An 18,482-nucleotide genomic window follows, 5' to 3' on the forward strand; every position below is an offset into this window, starting at 1 on the left:
GGGTCCTCCACCACCCTTGACGGTTTCGCCATAGCGCGTCTGTTCGCGACAACGCGTCGATCTACTTAGGATGTGGCGCTGTCGACACCTGGTCCGCATCCGAGAAAGGCATTCGGGATGACCGCCCCTGATCCCATTCACATGGTCAAATACGGTCTCACCCACGGCGGTGGGGATCGAATCACGAAAGGCTTCTACGTCGATGCGGACCGCCACCGGCATACCCTATCGGCCGGACTGGAAGCGGGCGGCGTCGAGCTTGGTCAGGAACGTCGGCCGGCGGCGGTGTTCTGCGCGTAACGTCTCCAGGTACGCCTCGAATCGGGTGCTCTCGCCGGTGGCCTCGTACGCCTCGCGCAGCCGGGACAGCAGCGTGATCGCCTTGTCGTAGCGGCGTTTGTCGTGGGAGTCGAGCAGTTGGGCGTCGATGAGCGCCTGGTAGGGCTCGCGTACCTCGGCCGGGTGAGTGCGCCGCCGCAACTCGACCAGTTCGACGCGCTGCCGGGCAGGAACTTCGTCCCAGCGCGCGAGCCCGGTGTGCCAGGCCTCGTCGTCACGACCGGCGAGGATCAGCACGTCGATCAGATGGGGCAGATATCCCGCCTGCCTTGTGGCACGCTCGCGTACCACCGTCAACGCCGCCTCGGTGTGCGCGGCGTCCCGGTCGGTGTCGGCCACCGTGGCCAGCAGTGACCGGAAGTTGTCGATCGTCGGTTGGACGTCGAACGCCGTCCGGCGCTCGGCCATCGCCGCCTCCGGTTCACCGGTCTCGATCAACAGCCGGACGAGCAGGTCCCGTAGCGCCACCGACTGATGACCCGACGGGTGAGCGGCGAGTCCGCGGCGGGCCCGGTCGATCGCCTCGGCGGGGCGCTGCGCCTGCGCCAAGACCGTGACGATCCGCCCGTACTGGGCGGCGCTGACCAGATGCTCCGCCAGGACCTGTACGTAGCGGTCGGTGTCGCCGGAGACCTCGGCGATCTGCTCCCGCAGGTACCGCGCCGCCCATTGCCGATGCCAGTCATCGGGCTCGGTCCCGGCGGCGGCACGTTCGTCGACCAACCGCGTGACCTCGGCGAGGCCCTTCGGCCCCAGCGCTGGCGCCCACTCGCGCAGCACCACGTCCGGCCAGCCCGGGCCGTCGTACACCAGCTTCACCAGCCACGCCGCCAACCCTGCCGGCCGCGGCGGCGCGGCCCGACACGCCCGGGCGCAGACCTCCATCAGGTACGCGAGGTCGTTGCCGAGCACGCCAGAGGAGCTGTCCATGTACATCAGGGCGTACGTCATCCGATCGACCGCCGTGCGCAGCACCGGCACCGCGACCGACGCCTCACCCGCCTCGATCAACTCCTCGCAGCGGTCGGCGACCTCCCGGGCCGTGCGCGAGTAGGCGTCCCGGCCCGAGTACGGGTCACGGCGACGATCCCGCCGCAACCGATCCACCAGCACCGTCAACTCGCTGTCGCCCTGCACCCCCACCGGTACATCACACCAGACACGCAGGGCCACCCCGGTGGGCTGAGCGACCTGACACAGCCGCGAGGTCAACCGACCTGCCAGCGATCACCGTCGAGAAGTCCTTCCTGGGTTCGAGGCGGGGCTCGGGCCGACGGCTCGAGCCCCGCTCCAGTCCAGTAGGCTGAGCTCAGCTGAGTGGGATGACGCCAATCAGGCCCAATCCAAGTTGGCATCGGTTCGTGTCAATCCCGACACAAGCTCATGCCCAACACTCCAGGTCAAGGCCGGTTTCGAGGCGTCAGCCGTCGAGGTGCTCGAACCCCAACAGGCGCTGCTGGTGCCGGTTGAAGCCCTCGACGATACATTCTGTGCATGCATGACTACGGTGAATGCGGACTCGTCGCACATCTGCCGCAGGACGAGTGACGCCGGGTGCAGAACATCGGAATCCCCGTACGCTTCGAGCCCCGCGCCGTGCTGCTGCGTCCGCCGACTGGACCTGAGACTTGCGACTGTCGAGATCATGAAGCGGCGCCGTACACGCCAGCGCTTTCACGCGTTGAGCGAAACCGACGTCAGTAGCAGGTTGTAGCACGCCGGGGACACTACCGTTACCCTCTGACGGAACCACGCTGCGATCGATTGATCAGACCTCGTTGACCGTTGATCGCGCCCGGCCCTCGGGAACGACGAGACCCACGACATCGTCTTTCTGTGGCCACCGCCATGACACGACCTCCTGTCCTGAGCGGTGAGCAGCTTGTTCCTGCTGCCCTGCCTGCCCGTCCTTTCCGATGCAGGTACCCGCCCGGGTTCAGCTTCCGGCGGTCGTCGATGCCACTGAGCTTCTGTTGGGGATGGCTGTCCCGTCCGGCTGCGGCCGGGTTGCCGAGCAGACCATCCTGCGGGCGTTGGGTTGGCAGCCGGATACCGCCTCGACAGGGCCGACTTGAAGTTGCCCTTGGCCTGCTCGACCTGGGCCGGGTTACCCCCCGGCCGCCATGTACCGCAGGCCACCGATGACCAGGAACATCGTCGCGACGAGCGCGATGATGCCCATGATCCCGTCGGTAATGTTGGAGATGACCTGGCTGATGCTGTTCGCCGCCAACGGCTCGGCCGCGGCGGCGAGGTCGGACAGGACAGCGAGAGTGGTGTGCGTCGCGACCCTCCACAAGACTGTGCGGGCCGCCACGGTGGGGACCGGGCGAAGGGGATGTGGTCCGGTGGGGCGCTCCTCCCTTACCGAAGGTGAAGGGATAGCGGTGTCAGTACGCCGCGCCAGTCGTGCCGGACCACGGGCCCGGCCGGAAGGAATGGTCCCCACCGGGCGGGCATGCCGTGGATGACATGCACCGCTCAGATCTCGGCTGTCAGGTCGATCGAACCCCCGTTCTTTCTGTCAGCCTCTGACAGGACCGGTCATCGGTGCATGCGGTAGGAGGGCTGCCCACGTGTTCTTTGCTGGCCTGCCCGTTCCGCAGCAATGCTCGCTTTTGTCGGAAACTGGACTGAACTCCTCGTTTGGGTATTCGTGGCCGTCTGGACGGCTGAACTGCCGGTCTGAGTCGTCGATGTCCGCCCGTGGGCTGCGGCGCTAGTTTCGTCGGGCTGTTGTGATGCCTGGGGAGAGCAATGGGATACCGCTTCAACGCACCGCCGAACTGGCCGACGCCTCCTGCCGGGTGGGTGCCGCCGTCGGGTTGGACACCGGATCCCGCCTGGGGCCCTCCTCCGCCGGGCTGGCAGTTGTGGCTTCCGGACACTCCGGCTCCGGCTCCGGTGGCGCCCATGACGGCAGCTCCGCAGACTGCCGGTGCTCCTGTCGTCGTCCCGCACCAGCGCAGCGTCAGTGATCCGGACATTCCCTTGTTCGGTGCCCGGGGCAAGGCGCGTGAACTGGCCGCGGAGGGTTCGCGGCTGCGCGCCGAGTTGGAGCAGGCGCGCGCCGAGCTGGCGGGGCTGCGGGCGGAGATGTCGCGCCTGGGCATGCTGTCGGTGATGGAGTTGGAACAGCAGCGGGACAGGCTCAGTCGTGAGCTCGCCGACCTGACGGCGAAGGGCAAAGCGCAGAAGGCCGAGCTCGACCGTCGCCTTCGTGGGGTTCGGCAGCAGATCGTGGTCACCGAGGAGACCGCGCTGCTGCAGGAGGCTGGCGTCTACCAGTACCGGCACCCTCTGTCGGACGCGGTTGCCTACCAGAGCCAGCTCAGCCGGATTCAGGACCAGATCAAGGCCATGGCCAGGAAGGACGGGGGCGCGGTCAAGGCCGCCACCGGATGGACGGTCAACGGCTCGGTCACGGAGGGCCGGGCGATGGTCCGGGACTTCTCCAAGCTGATGCTCCGCGCCTACAACGCCGAGGCGGACAACCTCGTACGCGGGTTGAAGCCGTACAAGCTCGACTCGGCGGTCGACCGGCTGGGGAAGGTGGCAGCCACGATCGCCAAACTCGGCAAGACGATGCAGATCCGGATCGCCGAGGACTACCACCGGCTGCGAATCAAGGAGTTGGAGCTCACCGCCGACTACCAGGAGAAGCTGGCCGAGGAGAAGGAGCGGGAGCGGGAGGAGAAGGCCCGGCTGCGCGAGGAGCGACGCGCGCAGCAGGAGATCGAACGCGAACGCGCCCGGCTCGACAAGGAACGCCAGCACTACGCCAACGCCCTGGCCGCTCTGCAGGCCAAGGGCGATGCCGACGGCGTCGCCCAGCTGCAGGACCGGCTGGCCCAGATCGACACCGCGATCCAGGACGTCGATCACCGGGCCGCGAACGTGCGGGCCGGATACGTTTACGTGATCTCCAACCTCGGCGCTTTCGGCGAGAAGATGGTCAAGGTCGGCATGACCCGCCGGCTGGACCCGCTGGACCGGGTGCGGGAACTCAGCGACGCCTCGGTGCCCTTCAACTTCGACGTCCACGCCCTGTTCTTCTCCGAAGACGCGGTCGGCATCGAGGCGCAGATGCACGCACGGCTGGCCGACCGGCGGGTCAACCTGGTCAACCACCGCCGCGAGTTCTTCTACGCCACCCCGGAAGAGGCCAAGGCGCACCTGCTGGCGTTGACCGGCAGCCTGCTGCAGTACGAGGAGGTCCCGGAGGCCCTGGAGTACCGACAGAGCCTCACCCAGGCGCAGGAGCAAGCGGGCGCGAGCGCCTGACGTTGTCGGGACAGTGGACAGCCGGGACCGGTGCGGGCTAGTCGGGCCAGCAGAATCGTCGAGTTGGAGAGGTACGTATGTCGTCGGTCGGATTGTTCGCCTTCGGGTCAGCAGGCGGAAGCCGAGGTGTCGACCTGGGCGAGGCGCCGTTCGTGGTGGTGGACGTGGAGACCACCGGGCTGTCGTCGAGGTCCGACCGGATCGTGGAGATCGCCCTGGTCCGCGTCGAGGGAGGCCGGGTGGTCGACGAGTGGGCCACCCTCATCGACGCCGGCCGCGACCCCGGCCCGACCTTCGTCCACCACATCACGGCCGACATGCTGTCCGGAGCGCCGACCTTCACCGACGTGGCGGGGGACATCCTGTCCAGACTCGACGGTGCCGTGGCGGTGGCGCACAACGCCCGCTTCGAGGAGGGCTTCATCGCCCAGGAGTTCGCCCGCGCCGGCATCGACACCGCGCCCCTGCCGGCGGTGTGCACCCTGCGGTTGGCCCGACAGGTCCTGGCCGCGCCGAACTTCCAGCTCGTCTCCTGCTGCGCCGCGTACGGCATCGAACTGCACGACGCCCACACCGCTCTCGGTGACACCCGGGCGACCGCCCAACTCCTCACCCGGCTCCTGGCGGATGCGCCCGCCCTCCGGTTTCCGTCCGCTCCTGTACCACTGCCTCGGTACCCCCGCCACGCCCGGCCCCGCACCCGGGCAACCGGCCTACGCAAGGGCACGGACGGGTGGATCCAGTCGCTACTCGGCAAGTTGCCCTACTCCACCAGCGACACCGACCCGGCGTCCGCCGAGGCGTACCTCGAAGCCGTAGGGGGTGCCCTCAGCGACGGCAAGCTGACCGGCGTCGAGGCCAAGGCACTGGCCCGACTGGCCGGGCAGTCCGGCATGGGCGCCCAACAGGTACGCGACCTGCACCACCGCTACCTCGACGGACTGCGCGACGCCGCGCTCGCCGACGACATCCTGACCAGCACCGAGTACCAGCAACTCGTCACGGCCGCCCGACTTCTCGGAGAACCGGACTACTTCGCAGACCTCACCGCGCCCGAGGCGGAAACCACGCACCGAACCCGGGCGGTCAAGCAGAAGGGACAACGCGTCTGGTGCAGCCAGTCCGTGTCCGCTGATGCCCGTGACCGCCTCACCCAGGCCGGTTTCGTCCTGGCGTCGAACCTGACCCGCAACGTCGTCGCCGCCGTCGTCGCCGCCGCGGACCAGGACGACGCGAAGGTCGCGCGAGCACGCGAACTCGCCATACCGATCCGCGCCGACCTGACCCTCGACGACATGCTGGGGACCACCGCCACGCCTTCCCCGGCACCCCACCAGCCCGGATCCGCCGCGATGGGCGCGGAACAGCACGAGTCCCGCGCCGAGCCGACACCGGCCGCCGCGGTGTCCGCGCCCACCCCACGCAGACCGCAGGTCGTCGCCGGCTGGTACCTGGACCCGTCCGGGCGGTGGACCTACCGCTTCTGGGACGGCAGGGGCTGGACCGAGCGGGCCAGCGCCGGAGACGGCCGCACCTGGTCGGACAGCACCGGCCTACCGCTGTGGTGTGCGCCCACGACGGACGGCCTGGTCGACGGCCAGCAGCCGCAGGCCCTCACCGACCAGATCACGACGATGCAGAAGACCGATGTTCACGCGGCGCTGCTCCTGACCGTCCGGTGCATCGACGCGGTGGAGAACGACGCACGCATCAGCGGACACGGGGTGGCTCCCTGGTACTACGAGAGGGCCGCCATCATCTTCGCCGGCCTGGGCGACCCCGCGGCCGAAGTCGCCGTGCTCGAACGATTCGCCCGACAGAGACATGCTCCCGGGGCCACACCGGCTCGGCTTCTCGAGCGACTCAGACAGCGCCAGGCCACGGTCCACGCGTAGCCGCCACCACCGTCCATGACCCGTGACGTGCCTGAGTGAAGTTGCCTCACGGTGCCCTCGCGGGGTTCGCCCGCACGTCCCCCTTGCCGTCACCGGCTGTGGCAGTGACCCGGGAGCTGCCCCCGGTCAGCAGCAACCTTTGATGGGCACAAGCAGACGTGCGGTCGGGCAGATGCCCGGGCCTGCGGGGGCGACAGCTGGACCGCTACGATCGTCTTGGCCGCGTCGGTCGACGTCGATGCGGGGTACGGCGCGGCCCGGCTGGCGCTGGAAGTGGAAGGTCGGCGACACACCGTGCCAGGGCGGAACCACGCCTGGGCCGCCATGGACCGCAGTATGGATCGGGTGACCATGAGTCTTTTCCCGGCATCCGAACAGCCGAGTCTCTTCGGCGACGACGGTTTCCTGTCCGATAGCCGTGAGCCGGTGTTGATGTCGCTGCACGCGGTCTACTACGACCTGATCTGGGCGGGTGAGAAGACGCATGAGTTCCGGCGGCGGTTTGTCAGCGGCCGGCCGGTGCGCTGGTACGTGTATCTGAATGCTCCGGTTGCCCGCCTCGGCCCGGTCATCGATCTCGCTCCGGCCGTCGTCGACACACCGCAGCGGATCGCGGCGATCGCGGAGCGGGCCCGCGTCGGTAACGGCGCGTCGGTGTTGGAGTACGTCCGGGATCTGGAGCAGGCCTTCGCCATTCCGATCGAGCGTGTGTCGGAGTATCCGGGTGTGCCGATCGCTCAGCTCAAGGCGGAGCTTGGTGAGTTCCACCCGCCGCAGGGATATGTGAAGTTGCGGAACCATCCTGAGCTGTTGAGCGTCTGCGAGAAGGCCACGGCCGAGTCGCCGGTCCGGGAGATGACCGTCCGGGGCCGGTAGCGCCTGCCTGACCGTCGACCACCGGGAGGTGGAGGTCATCGCTCGTCGTTCCACTCGAGAACCGTCGCCGCTGCGCCGTGCCCGTCTGGGGCGGGGATGGACGTTGGAGAACGTCGTGGAGGCGATAGACCGACGGACCGCCGGTGGCCACTCCGGTGTCACCCCGACGATGGTCAGCGGGTGGGAGCTGGGTCGCCACACGACCAGTCATGCCCACCGCAAGACCCTGTGTGCGATTTACGGCAAGAGCGTGGACGAACTCTTCGCCCACCAGGACCAGCGGCTGGACGATTCCGACGACGCTCCCCGCCTGCTCGCCCGGTACGGGGACCTCTACCCGGCCATGCTCACGGTCGTCGGGGAGGCCCGGGAGTGTCTGATCGTCACCGGCTCCCGGTCCCGCAACGGCAGCTATCTGGAGGCGATCGAAGCTGCCCTCGTCGCCAATCCGGCGCTCGTCCTCTACCGGGTTCTTCACGGCCCCCCGCACTACCGGGTGCTCAAGCAGCACCTGGTCCGGCTGTTGGAGCTGCGTGACCCGCAGGATCGCAGCCTGGGTGTGAAGACGCTCCACCTGGCCGTCGAGGAGGATCCGTGGGCGCCCGAGCGGTTCTTCATCGCCAGCGAGCGGGCCGCGGTGGTGCCCATACCGTCGCTCACCTCCCATGAGGCGTTCGACTCGGCCGTGCTCCTCGGCCCGGGCCCGGCCTCGCGGCTGCTCGACCACGGGCGGCAGGCGTACGCTGCCGCTCGGCGCATCGAGACGGTTGACGACGTCCGCGCGTTGGAAGTGCTGCGAGAGCGGGAGTGACCGTGAACGAGGATCCGGTGTGGCTGGCTGCCCAGGATGATCACGACTCCGTGACCGCTCTGACCAGGGACCTGGTCCGCATCCCCAGCCGGGGTGGCATCGACCCGTACGGCCCGGTGCTGGGCTTCCTCCAGCGGTGGCTCGGTGAGCGCGGGTTGTCGGCACGTCAGCTGCACGGTGCCGGCGGAGACATCGTCGCGCTGGTGGTGGAGATCGCCGGCGGGCAGCCCGGGCCGCGGTACGTGCTCGACGCGTGCCTCGACACGGCTCCGTTCGGGGACGAGGCCGCCTGGACGCACCCGCCGTCCTCGGCCGTCATCGAGGACGGTTGGCTGCACGGGCGGGGCGGCGCCGACTCCAAGGCTGCCGTGGCGATCTTCTCGCACATCGGGGCGCACCTGCGCGCAGCCGCCGACCAGCTGCACGGCTCGGTGGTGCTGCTGTTCGACGTCGATGAGCACACCGGCGTCTTCGGCGGGGCGAAGACCTACTTCCGACAGGCGGGCCCCGTCGACGGCGTGATGATCGGCTACCCGGGAGGCGACCACATCGTCGTGGGTGGCCGCGGCGTCCTGCGGGCCCGCCTGCACGTGCACGGGGTCTCCAGCCATTCCGGTGCCAGACGCCCGACGCCCAACGCGATCGCGAAGGCCGCAGCGCTCATCCAGCACCTGGAGGCCGTGGCGCTGCCGGGGACCGTCGCCGGGTTCCCTCTGTCGCCCAAACTGACCGTGACCGCCGTCAGCGGCGGTGAGGGGTACTCGGTCGTCCCCGACCTGTGCACCCTCAACGTCGACGTGCGGCTCACCCCCGCGATGGACGACCGCGCCGGTGAGGCACTGCTGCGGGAGTGCGTGAAGGCGGTCGACCACGGGTGGCCGGACACCTCACCCACACACGTCGAGATCACCACCAGGTGGCCTCCGTACGCGCTGCCGCCGACGGTGCCGATGGTGAACGAACTGGTCGAGTCGGCCGCGCTCTACGGGCTCGCCCCGGTGCTGAAGATCGCGGGCCCGTCGAACATCGGCAACTACCTCGCCGGCATCGGCGTCCCGGCCACGGCGGGATTCGGCGTGGACTACGAAGGACTGCACGCCACGAACGAGCGGATCCGCCTCGCGTCCGTACCGCCCGTCCAGGCTGTCTACCATCGGACACTGCTCCGTCTGCTCGCACCACGCTGACCTGCATCGACGTGAACTCTCCACCAGCCGGTGAACAACGCGACGACAACGCGACGACAACCGTGAACTGGCCTCACCCGCGCACGCCGGGTGATGGTGCCGCTACCAAGTCGGCACCCGCCAGGAGGTCGTCAACCGTGCACCCCCAACCCCGACAGGCAGTCGGCTTCCCCCGAGAGAGCGGCACGGACCGCCGCACCATACTGACCCCCGCCCTCGCCCGCGCCCTCACCGACCACGGCTTCACCGTGCTCGCCGAGCCGGGCATCGGCCGGGGCATCTTCCTCGACGACGAGGCATACCGGCAGGCCGGCGCGACCCTCGCCGCACCCGCCGACGTCTGGGCGTCTCCACTCGTGCTGCGCTACAAGGCCTCCGACCCGGCCGACCTCGAGCGCGTCGCCCCCGGCCAGCACATCGGCGCGCTCTTCCACGCCGAAGGCAACCCCGAGCTGCTCACTGCGCTCGTCAACAGCGGTGCGACCGCCTGGAGCTACGAGCTCCTCTCCGAGGACGGCCGGTTCCCCCTGGGCCGACCCGGAGGACAGATCGCCGGCATCCAGGCGATCCTCGCCGGCGCACAGGCGCTGCAGCATCCCTCAGGGCGCGGCGTCCTGCTCGGCGGCCATATCCCCGGCACCGAACCGGTAGACGTCGTGGTCATCGGCAGCGGCAACGTCGGCCGCGCCGCAGCGCTCACCGCAGCACAGCTCGGCGCGCGGGTCACCGTCCTCACCAGCGGTCCCCGAACCCGCGACGCCTACCGGACCGACGCGCCCGCCGGCGTCACCGTGCTCGCCAACGAACCCCCCGTGCTGCAGGAGTGCCTGAGCCACGCGGACCTCATCGTGGGAGCCATCCTGATCTCCACCTACGACACCCCGCCCATGATCCACGAAACCGACCTCGCCGACATGCGGCCGGGCGCGGTGATCGTCGACGCCACCTGCGGATACGGGCCCGGCTATCTCCCCACCGCCGGGCCCCTGCAGAAACCGGGCGACCCGCCGCGCATCGTGCGCGGCGTACTGCACGTCAAGGTCGACATCTGGCCCGCCCTGGTGCCGGTCACGGCGAGCCACGCCTACGCCGCGAACGCCGCCCCGTACCTGGTGCGCCTCGCCGAGACCGCACTGCTCGGGCGGGACGACACGGCCGTGCAGACCGCGCGGATCGTCGCCTGCAACGCGCTCGTGCACCCCGTGATCCGCCAGCACGCCCGCTTCTACGGGATGGCGTCATGAGTAGCGCGGAAACGGGATACGCCACCCGCGCCCGGTTGTACGCGGCGGAGGTGGCAGCCGGGCTGACCGCTCCCCGCATGCTCGACCAACTCCTCCGGCCCGGGACGACGGTGGCGGAGATCCCCAGCGGCACCGGCCACTTCGTGCGTCGCTACGCCGAGGCCGGGTGCGCGACGCTGCTCGTCGACGCCAGCGCGCAGATGCTCGCCGCCGCCGAGCGCAACGTGGCCGGCATCCCGCACGTCACCCTGCTCCGGGCGCGGGTCGAAGATCTCCCCACCGGTCACCCCCTGGTCGACCTGGCGGTGATCCCCAACGGAGCACTCAACCAGCTGGCCCACGACCTGCCGCTACCCGACATCCTCCGCGCCGTCGCCGGCCTGCTGGCACCCGGCGGCAGGATCCTGGTCCAGGCCCTCCTCGGCGAGCCCACCGAGCGGTGCGGCTTCTACGAACCGCTGCCCTCAGGCTCCTGGTTCATTGACCGTCGGATACCCGACCCGGACGGCGGCGCGCTGGTGCGACGCCGTCGGCAGAGACACCACGGCAACCACCTCAGCATCGACTTCGCGCTCACCCGCGACAGCGACGGGGAAGTCGTCTACCGGCACACCGTGGTCATGCGGATGCTCGACCGGGCCGATGTCACCGACGCGGCCGCCACCGTGGGCCTGACCGTCGCCGCCTGGCGACCCGGCCTAAGCCAGCTCAGCGAAGCCCTCCTCACCAGGGCGTCAGCGTGACCGGGAAGACGGTCCACGACGCAGATCCCTACTGGCAGACGTACTACAACGACGCCTTCCAGTTCGGAATGGGCACCGAGGACATCCTGCAGGCGCTGGCCACCCTTCCCGCCGTGCACACCTGGTGCGACCTCGGATCCGGATCGGAGTCGCTGCTGTGGTCGATCCCCCTCACCGCGCACCATCTCATCGCCGTCGACATCGACCCCGAAAGGCTGGCCATCCTGTCCCGGTTCGCCGCACGACGGCAACCACGGCCGGCGTACGGGACAGCACTGGCCCTCTGCAACCGCACCGGAGCCGACTTCGCGCAACGGTGCCGGGCGCTCGCCGGGACGATCGTCGCGGACTGTCTCGCCGCGCCGGCACTCCCACTGGCACCGGCAAGCACCGACCTGATCACCCAGTTCGGGCTCCTCGGCCTCACCACGGACCCGCCGCACTTCCTCGACGCCTGGCGCCGTGCCCACGCCCCACTCGCCCCGGGCGGCTGGTGCGCCGGCGCGAACTGGATCCCCGAACCGTCCCGCCAACACGGTCGGGTCGCGCTGACCGACAGGCTCTACCGCCACGCGTTCGCTGACGCCGGCATCCGCCCGCACCTGCTACGCCGGGTGGCCAGCTCCGACCCGCAGTTCCCCAGCCTCTGGCTCTACCTCGGGAGGAAACAGTGACCACCGCCAGCGACAACCTCATCTTCGCGCCGGTCGGCATCGCCCACCTCACCAGCCGCAACGCCGACCTGCTGCGCGCCGCCGCCGCCGGCCGGTCCGCGCTACGCGTCACGACCGCCGCCCAGCTCAACGGCGTACCCCACTTCGGCACCACCGTCACCATCCTGACCGTGTTCGCCTTCGCCGCCCACGCCGCCGACGCCCTCGGGCTGCCCCCGACCGTCGTCTTCAACGCCCTGGAGAACGCGCCCGCCGAGCACGTACGACGCAACGGCGAGCACTACACACGGACCGTCGGCGACCTCATCGACGCCGGCCGCCTCGACGGGGCCACCCGCACCGACGGATTCCGGCGGCTGTTGAACTGGGCCCGTGACCGCTCCGGCGTCCCCTACGAGGTCCGTCCCTACCGCGTCTACCAGAACCTGCGTCCGGTCCGGGAATGCCTGCACCGCATCGCGCAGAACCTCGACGACTTCGCCCCGATCTGCGCACCCACCGACGGCATCGTCAAGGTCCGCCCCCGCTGCCCCGCCTGCCAGCTGATGGAGAAAGCCGGCAGGCGGCTGCGCATCACCGCACTGTCCGACGCCGTCCAGCTCGACAGCGTCTGCCCCGACCACGGCCCGTACACCGAGCACGTCCCGATCGACGACGGCGGCTGGTACGACGCCAACACCCCCGTCCGCTCCATCCAGAAGGGCTACCTCCTCGCCGTGGAGAGAGACATCTACGACGCCTGCTCGGTATCGGCCGACGGGGCCGACTGGGGCGGAGCCTGGCACAGCCAGGTCCTCGCACCGGGCCTGGCCACCCTCGGCATCCCTACCCGGGACTGGCCCATCTCGGTGTTCACGCCCCTCGTGGTCGACCGCACCGGCGGAAAGCTCTCGAAGAGCCTCTACGTCGCCAAGGGCACCTACGCCGACCTGCCGGAACTGTTCCTGAACCTCGAGGTCCTGCTCGCCGACCACGGCGAACACATCCTCGACACGCTGTGGACCGAGGTGACCCGGTGGGCGGTCGAGCCGCGCCGCCTGCACCGCTCCTACACCGTCGACTACTTCGCCGCCCTACTGGCCGACCACCTGGCCGTCCGCCCCGCGCCCCGCGCCGCCTGAATCGAGGACCCGTGATCCACGCCGTCTACGACGTGACCCACTGCGCCCGAATCTTCCAAGCCAGCCCAGAGCAGATCATGACCGCCATGCGCGAGACGTGCCGGCTGCTGGGCAACACGCCCCGGTCAGAGCTGGTCGAAACCTTCCAGCCACACGGCGTCACCTGCGTGCTCGTACTCGCCGAATCCCACATCGTCGTCACCACCTGGCCCGAGTACGAACTGGCGCACATCGACGTCTTCACCTGCCGGGCGGACAGCGACCCGGACGGCGCAGTCCAGCCGATCCTCGACCTGCTCGACGGAACCGTCGCATCGGCCAGGCGGGTCTCCCGGTTGTCGCTGCCCATCCCGGCGGTGGCATAAGCCTGGCCCAGCACGTAGGGCGGCCTGAAAGAAGCGATCACCGGACCGCTCCTTGTCGAACCGACGAAGATCGCCATCGGCGCGATCGGCGCCATGTACACCGCCCGTACGCGACCACGTCCCGGAAACCTCAGCGGGGCGGGTTCAGACGGTGATGAGGTGGGTGAGGTGGTAGTGGTCCCACCAGTCGGTGCGGTGGTGCAGGCGGATGGTGCCGTTGGTGCGGGTCAGGAGGAGGTGGTTGCCGTCCTGGATGAGGGCGGCGTCCCCCTCTCGTCCGGTCAGGACCCTGGACACGGTGGTGATCATGTTGGGGATGGCTTTGTCGGCGAGGTCGTCGGCGTGGGGGGAGAAGGTGATGTTGACGTACGTGTCGGGTTCCCATTCCCAGCGGGTGTCGTCGCCGGTCTCGGCTTCGTAGTAGCCGTGGGTGCCGGCGCGGACGGTGATGGCGTAGCCGCGTTGGTCGTAGAGGCGGGCGGTGAACAGCCGCCGGTTCGCCGTCGGTCGCGGTGTCTCGTCGGGGTGGGCGGCGGTGAGGGCGGCGATCTCGTCGACGGCGGGATTGCCGGCGAGGATCAGCCGGAACTCGACGCCCATGTCCGCCCCCGCCTCTGCTCAGAGTTGCCGGATGATCTGTTGGATCGTACCGTCGGGTCGCACCACGGCCAGTTTCTTGAGCCCGTCGATGGGCCAGTCGTCGAACTGCCGCCGCAGCGCGCTGAGGTCACCTTCCCGCCCGGAGATACCCCGAACCGACTCGACACCACGGAGGACGCCGACCGCGACGGACGTCCATTCGTTTCGGCGCTTCTCAGTCACGTCGGGAGTGACATCAATGGCGATTAGATGGTGGGCAGATGATTCCTGTAGGTTCACCCATTGTGACCTGCTAGGATAATCGCATGAGCACCCATTCTTGTATTTGGGTGCTACGAGCGAGTGGCCGAATCCCCCCTCGGACACCAGTACCTTTCATTTGTGCACAATATGACGTAGCGGTGGTCAAGTATGCTTGATCACCGCCGAAGCTCCTACGACACAGGCACGAGTGCTGCCCCTCGTGGCAAGCCCTCCGGAGCGAGAGCTGCAACAACACACGCCAGCTCGGCTGTCATCCCCGCTGTGGCTCTGCCCGGTCAGCAGACCAGCGCACGGGGTGCTCCTGGCTCTCCTGCCGCAGCGATGAGGCGACCGCCTTTACCCCTTCCAACCCTCGCCGCCACTCGCAGTCGTCTGGCTGTCTATGGGCTGGTCACACTGAATGCGCACGGCCGGATCGCTGATCGGTCGGCGATGAAGGTGCTTCAGAGGGCGGTTCGCAGTACTACGTCCGTTTCGGGGTGAGGGTGAACACGCCGGGTGCGAGGTCGGGTTGGTCGTGCAGGCTGAGGAGTCGGGTCCAGGCGTTCAGGTCGGCGGCGATGTTCGCGGCGAGGACCCACCCTTGATTGACGGTCTAGGATTTCGACGGCAGGTTGCGCAGGCTCCATGGCCTTGTTGGTGCGCACTCTGTCATCCACCGTGGCGTGGCTTCTGTGGAGAACGTCGAGCCATTGCGGATGATGCGAGCCCGGAATGCCCCACATGCGAGTGATGTTGGTGGCGACGATGGCGTACCGCCACCCGGTGGAGCGTTCCAGGTCGGTCAGGTTCTTGCGGTGTCGGGCGGCGGGCTTCGTGCGGCGCATGGTCAGCCGTAGCCCGGGGAGCCACTTCTCGGCGCGGGTGTCGAGGCCGGTGATTTCGGCGACCCCGGCGGTCGCGGTCGCTTCGCCGTCCTGGCGCAGCGAGTCGGTCCAGGCGTCGACGGGCAGCGCGGCGATCGCGGTCTCGTCGACCTCGGTGATGGTCCAGCCGACGGTGAACCGGACCGTTGCGCCGCTCGCGAAGCCGCCGCAGCTTGCGGAGGTACTGCAGGGATGGACGGCACTCCGCGGCGCTGCGATGATGTGCGCCGTGAAAATCACCTCTGGCCCGGAGCAGTTGACGTCGGGTCAATCCGCCCCGGCCGGGCTTGGCCGGCGCCGCGCACAGGCCGCAGCGACTGCGACCGTCGGGCTGATCATGCTCGCCGATGTGCACTCCATGCCGTGGGTGGCGGTACGACCCGGACAGAGCATCGCCGACCGCCTGTTGGGCCTGGCTCCGTCCGCCGAGGTGCGGACGTTCGCATTGACCGACCTGCCGGGTGCCCGAACATCACTGTACGTCGGATGGGCCCTGCTGCTTTCCTTGCTCGTCGTGGCTTGGGTAAGGCCGGAATGGCGCCGTGGCGTACGGGTTGGCACCGGGGTGCTGAGCCTGGCGCTGACTTTGCTGACCTTCCTACCCGGCGGCGCCGCCATCCGAGCCAGCGGCTTCCGGGAGGCAGACGGACCCAGTACCGACTTCCTCGCCGGCACGTGGCTCGCGCTGGTCGGCATGCTGCTGGTGGCCAGTGCCGTCTCGACCCTGGTGGCGTCACCGAAACCCTCCACACCGCCCGAGCCCACTCCGGTGCGACCGACACCTGCCGCCGAGACCGTGGCTGCCGATTCGACGGCTTCCGTCGACCCGACCCCGATCTTTGTGCCGCCCCCTGGCTGGGCGGCCCTCCCCCGCCCCGCAGCGGTCCCCTGGTGGCGTCGGCCCTGGCTGGTGACCGGCGTCGTGGCAGCTTGCGTCGCCGGGGCGGTCCTGGTCGGGACGGTGGTCTGGCAAGTGGCTCATCCGCCCGCCGCCCGGCGCGGCGAACTCGCCGCGCTGGTGGTGGCGCGCCCGGCCGTTTCGACTCCCGCTCAACCGGCCGCCGTCAACGACCAGGTCAACGTTCCCCAGATCCTGCCGCTCGGGCACCCGGATGCCCTGATACTCGCCGCGCAACTGCTCGACGTGCGACACGCCGCCGGCACGGCATGGACCCGACCGGACACTGCCTCGGTGACGGTTACCCTGCTCCAATTCGACTCGCGGGAGCAGGCCGACCAGTTCCAGCAGTCCTACACTGAGTTCGAACGGCGCGTGCGTGGCCCCGGCAGCGAGGTAAATGTCCCCGACGTGCCGAGGGCGACCGCCTTCACCGGAGAAGGTCAGGGCCGGGCCGAGGTCGACGCCGTCGCGTACCGGGATGACATCGTCGTGCTCATCAGCGCAGACGGCGGACCGCCGGACGCCATCGCAGTCGTCGAGTCCCTGGTCCGCGAGCAATACGACCGACTCTGAGAGGGCGTTTGATAGGCATTCATGTTTCCGATTTGATATGCTTTGCCGCTCGATCGTCGGCGTGCCTTCGTCGGCCTGCGCCCCATGGGTCGGAATGCCCTGATTTCAGCCGCACGCGCCCCAGCCTCGCCATGCGCGGCGAGAGAAGAGCGGACCTTTATAAGCCAGACGGAATCGCGGGACTATTTCCACTCCAAGAGGGCGGTCCGTGACTATGTTACGCGAGACGTAAATCGACTTGTGTACTCATAAAAGCCGCATAAGCCGCACGACGCAAAGCGCTTTTATAATTGCAAAGCCTATTCAAACGCCCTCTGACACGTCCCACAAACCGCATCACAGCCGCCCTCATCGAGCAAGGCCGCCTTCCCGATGAACTGGAGTATCCGTTACAGACAGGCTACGACCACGGGGTCCAAGCAACTCACTTCACCGTGCCGCCCGACCTCGTGAGGGCACTCCGAGCTCTTGGGCCACCACGAGGCATCTGACGAGGGCCCTGCTACCGGCTGAGCGGGCAGCTTGAGCGTGGTGGCTATGGGCAGCCCGGGTGGACTCTCCCTGTACGACTTACACGCGTGCTATTGAAGTGCCATAGTGGTAGACAGCAACATGGCATGTTGGGCATCGGTTCGTGTCGATCATCGGACACATCATTACCGCATATTGATCATGTTTCGGCCTGCTGAGCTGCGTAGATGCTGCCTGTGATCGGTTCGCAGTGCTCCTGGTCGCAGACGATGGTGATCTTGGTTCTGTGTAGGAGAGCTGCCAGATCGTGTGGGCTCTGGGCGTCGCTGGACAGACGAGGGTGGCCGGCGAGCCTGGCGATGATGTGGTCTTCCCTGAGGTAGAGAACCTTGCGCCGACGGTTGGTGGGTTGGCGGGAGCAGCCGACGTCGAAGTACTCGGCGACGATCATTTCGTGATCGGCGACGAGCTCGGTGGCGCAGTCCCGCTGCCAGTGCCGGGAGGCCACGCGGTCCTGGTGCTCGATGGTAGACATCCGGCCGTAGAACGCGAACCGTAGACTAGGCCACCCTTGGGTAGATGGCTCCGGCCTGGCCTGCGGTTGGCTGCTCAGCCATCGCGTCAGGGGATCCTCGACATGGTCGTTCTGGTTGTCCGACGCATGGACTCGTCCTGGTTGAGCGTCGGGTCAGGCCGCCCGGCTCACGAGGCCCCGTACTGCGGCTCGCGTCTCCTCGGTCGAGGCGGCCTCGACCAGGGTCACGGTCGGGTCGCCTGGATCGTGCCCGACCGCGAGGTGGCGCGCTTGCGGAAACTTCGACAGTCCGCTGGTCATGGCGGTAACCGCGACCTTGCCTACGGCGATAAATATCGTGCAGTTCTGGCTGGCCAGGCTGTTGTAGTAGGTGAGGGCGTTCGCCGGGTTCTGCGGCCCGGACACCGCCAGGTGCTGGATCTTGATCTGGGTGTCGGTCGACGCCTCTCGCATCCCTGCCCAGACAGCGGCGGCTGACTCGCCGGCCAGCCCTTTGTCGTCAGTGAGCAAGCATGCGGTGGTGTCGCGGTAGCGCCGCTCCCGGACCGGTTCAGTGTCCGACGGCGGCCACAGGACCCAGATCGTCACGATGGCCGTGACGGCCACGACGGTCCCGAACCCGACAGCGACGAGCATGGGTTGCCGCCGCAGCCATCCACCCATTACAACCCCCCGGTACGCCGTGTTCCCCGTTCGCCCACGGCTTGTTGTGGCGAGTCGCCAGAGCATAGCC

Annotated in this window: 18 protein-coding genes; 11 read left to right on the forward strand and 7 right to left on the reverse strand. The window is 68.6% G+C overall.

Annotation, left to right across the window (positions count from 1 at the left end; translation table 11 throughout):
* Positions 1 to 225: 225 nt before the first annotated feature.
* Entirely contained in the window at positions 226 to 1,482 is a 1,257-nt protein-coding gene (locus tag ACFT41_RS01065) for a DUF6880 family protein (protein ID WP_377584862.1), read from the reverse strand.
* Positions 1,483 to 2,446: 964 nt separating this feature from the next.
* Positions 2,447 to 2,656, reverse strand: a complete 210-nt coding sequence (locus ACFT41_RS01070; protein ID WP_377584865.1) for a hypothetical protein — start codon at positions 2,654 to 2,656, stop codon at positions 2,447 to 2,449.
* A 596-nt stretch (positions 2,657 to 3,252) separates the two neighbouring features.
* Here ACFT41_RS01070 and ACFT41_RS01075 point away from each other — a divergent pair.
* The 10 genes from ACFT41_RS01075 to speD all read left to right on the forward strand — a co-directional run bounded on the left by ACFT41_RS01075 (position 3,253) and on the right by speD (position 13,539).
* The gene (locus ACFT41_RS01075; protein WP_377584868.1) at positions 3,253 to 4,623 is read left to right on the forward strand and encodes a DUF4041 domain-containing protein; all 1,371 of its coding nucleotides are present in this window, start codon (positions 3,253 to 3,255) and stop codon (positions 4,621 to 4,623) included.
* A 77-nt stretch (positions 4,624 to 4,700) separates the two neighbouring features.
* On the forward strand, positions 4,701 to 6,518 hold the full coding sequence (locus tag ACFT41_RS01080; protein WP_377584870.1) for an exonuclease domain-containing protein: 1,818 nt from the start codon (positions 4,701 to 4,703) through the stop codon (positions 6,516 to 6,518).
* A 216-nt stretch (positions 6,519 to 6,734) separates the two neighbouring features.
* A complete protein-coding gene (locus ACFT41_RS01085) occupies positions 6,735 to 7,394 on the forward strand; it encodes a hypothetical protein (RefSeq protein WP_377584872.1) in 660 nt (219 codons plus the stop codon).
* A gap of 103 nt (positions 7,395 to 7,497) precedes the next feature.
* Entirely contained in the window at positions 7,498 to 8,205 is a 708-nt protein-coding gene (locus tag ACFT41_RS01090; protein WP_377584874.1) for an XRE family transcriptional regulator, read from the forward strand.
* Positions 8,206 to 8,207: 2 nt separating this feature from the next.
* On the forward strand, positions 8,208 to 9,392 hold the full coding sequence (locus ACFT41_RS01095) for a M20 family metallopeptidase (protein WP_377584877.1): 1,185 nt from the start codon (positions 8,208 to 8,210) through the stop codon (positions 9,390 to 9,392).
* 137 nt (positions 9,393 to 9,529) lie between these two features.
* Positions 9,530 to 10,636 (forward strand): NAD(P)-dependent oxidoreductase, encoded by a 1,107-nt coding sequence (locus tag ACFT41_RS01100; protein ID WP_377584880.1) that lies wholly within the window; start codon positions 9,530 to 9,532, stop codon positions 10,634 to 10,636.
* Positions 10,633 to 11,379, forward strand: a complete 747-nt coding sequence (locus ACFT41_RS01105; RefSeq protein ID WP_377584882.1) for a class I SAM-dependent methyltransferase — start codon at positions 10,633 to 10,635, stop codon at positions 11,377 to 11,379. The genes ACFT41_RS01100 and ACFT41_RS01105 overlap by 4 nt, the downstream gene beginning before the upstream one ends.
* Entirely contained in the window at positions 11,376 to 12,053 is a 678-nt protein-coding gene (locus tag ACFT41_RS01110) for a class I SAM-dependent methyltransferase (RefSeq protein WP_377584885.1), read from the forward strand. Before ACFT41_RS01105 ends, ACFT41_RS01110 begins: the two co-directional genes overlap by 4 nt.
* Positions 12,050 to 13,174 carry a hypothetical protein gene (locus tag ACFT41_RS01115; protein ID WP_377584887.1) on the forward strand — a complete coding sequence of 375 codons (1,125 nt, stop codon included), beginning with the start codon at positions 12,050 to 12,052 and terminating at the stop codon, positions 13,172 to 13,174. Before ACFT41_RS01110 ends, ACFT41_RS01115 begins: the two co-directional genes overlap by 4 nt.
* 11 nt (positions 13,175 to 13,185) lie before the next feature.
* Positions 13,186 to 13,539 (forward strand): adenosylmethionine decarboxylase, encoded by a 354-nt coding sequence (gene speD, locus ACFT41_RS01120; RefSeq protein WP_377584890.1) that lies wholly within the window; start codon positions 13,186 to 13,188, stop codon positions 13,537 to 13,539.
* A gap of 144 nt (positions 13,540 to 13,683) precedes the next feature.
* On the opposite strand, the gene ACFT41_RS01125 is transcribed toward speD, so the two are convergent.
* The 3 genes from ACFT41_RS01125 to ACFT41_RS01135 form a co-directional block, all read right to left on the reverse strand.
* A complete protein-coding gene (locus ACFT41_RS01125) occupies positions 13,684 to 14,139 on the reverse strand; it encodes a SitI3 family protein (protein WP_377584893.1) in 456 nt (151 codons plus the stop codon).
* Positions 14,140 to 14,157: 18 nt separating this feature from the next.
* Positions 14,158 to 14,418, reverse strand: a complete 261-nt coding sequence (locus ACFT41_RS01130; protein WP_377584895.1) for a hypothetical protein — start codon at positions 14,416 to 14,418, stop codon at positions 14,158 to 14,160.
* A 428-nt stretch (positions 14,419 to 14,846) separates the two neighbouring features.
* Complete coding sequence (locus ACFT41_RS01135; protein WP_377584896.1) at positions 14,847 to 15,509, reverse strand: hypothetical protein; 663 nt, start codon at positions 15,507 to 15,509, stop codon at positions 14,847 to 14,849.
* Between ACFT41_RS01135 and ACFT41_RS01140 the strand changes: the two genes are divergently transcribed.
* Complete coding sequence (locus tag ACFT41_RS01140; protein WP_377584899.1) at positions 15,499 to 16,743, forward strand: hypothetical protein; 1,245 nt, start codon at positions 15,499 to 15,501, stop codon at positions 16,741 to 16,743. The two genes, ACFT41_RS01135 and ACFT41_RS01140, sit on opposite strands and share 11 nt — an antisense overlap.
* A 670-nt stretch (positions 16,744 to 17,413) precedes the next feature.
* Here ACFT41_RS01140 and ACFT41_RS01145 read toward each other — a convergent pair.
* Both ACFT41_RS01145 and ACFT41_RS01150 read right to left on the reverse strand, forming a co-directional pair.
* Positions 17,414 to 17,749, reverse strand: a complete 336-nt coding sequence (locus ACFT41_RS01145) for a hypothetical protein (RefSeq protein WP_377584901.1) — start codon at positions 17,747 to 17,749, stop codon at positions 17,414 to 17,416.
* Between the two features lie 153 nt (positions 17,750 to 17,902).
* Positions 17,903 to 18,385 carry a hypothetical protein gene (locus ACFT41_RS01150; RefSeq protein WP_377584904.1) on the reverse strand — a complete coding sequence of 161 codons (483 nt, stop codon included), beginning with the start codon at positions 18,383 to 18,385 and terminating at the stop codon, positions 17,903 to 17,905.
* Positions 18,386 to 18,482: the final 97 nt, after the last annotated feature.

Source organism: Micromonospora sp. NPDC057141 (assembly GCF_042670805.1).
GTDB lineage: Bacteria > Actinomycetota > Actinomycetes > Mycobacteriales > Micromonosporaceae > Micromonospora.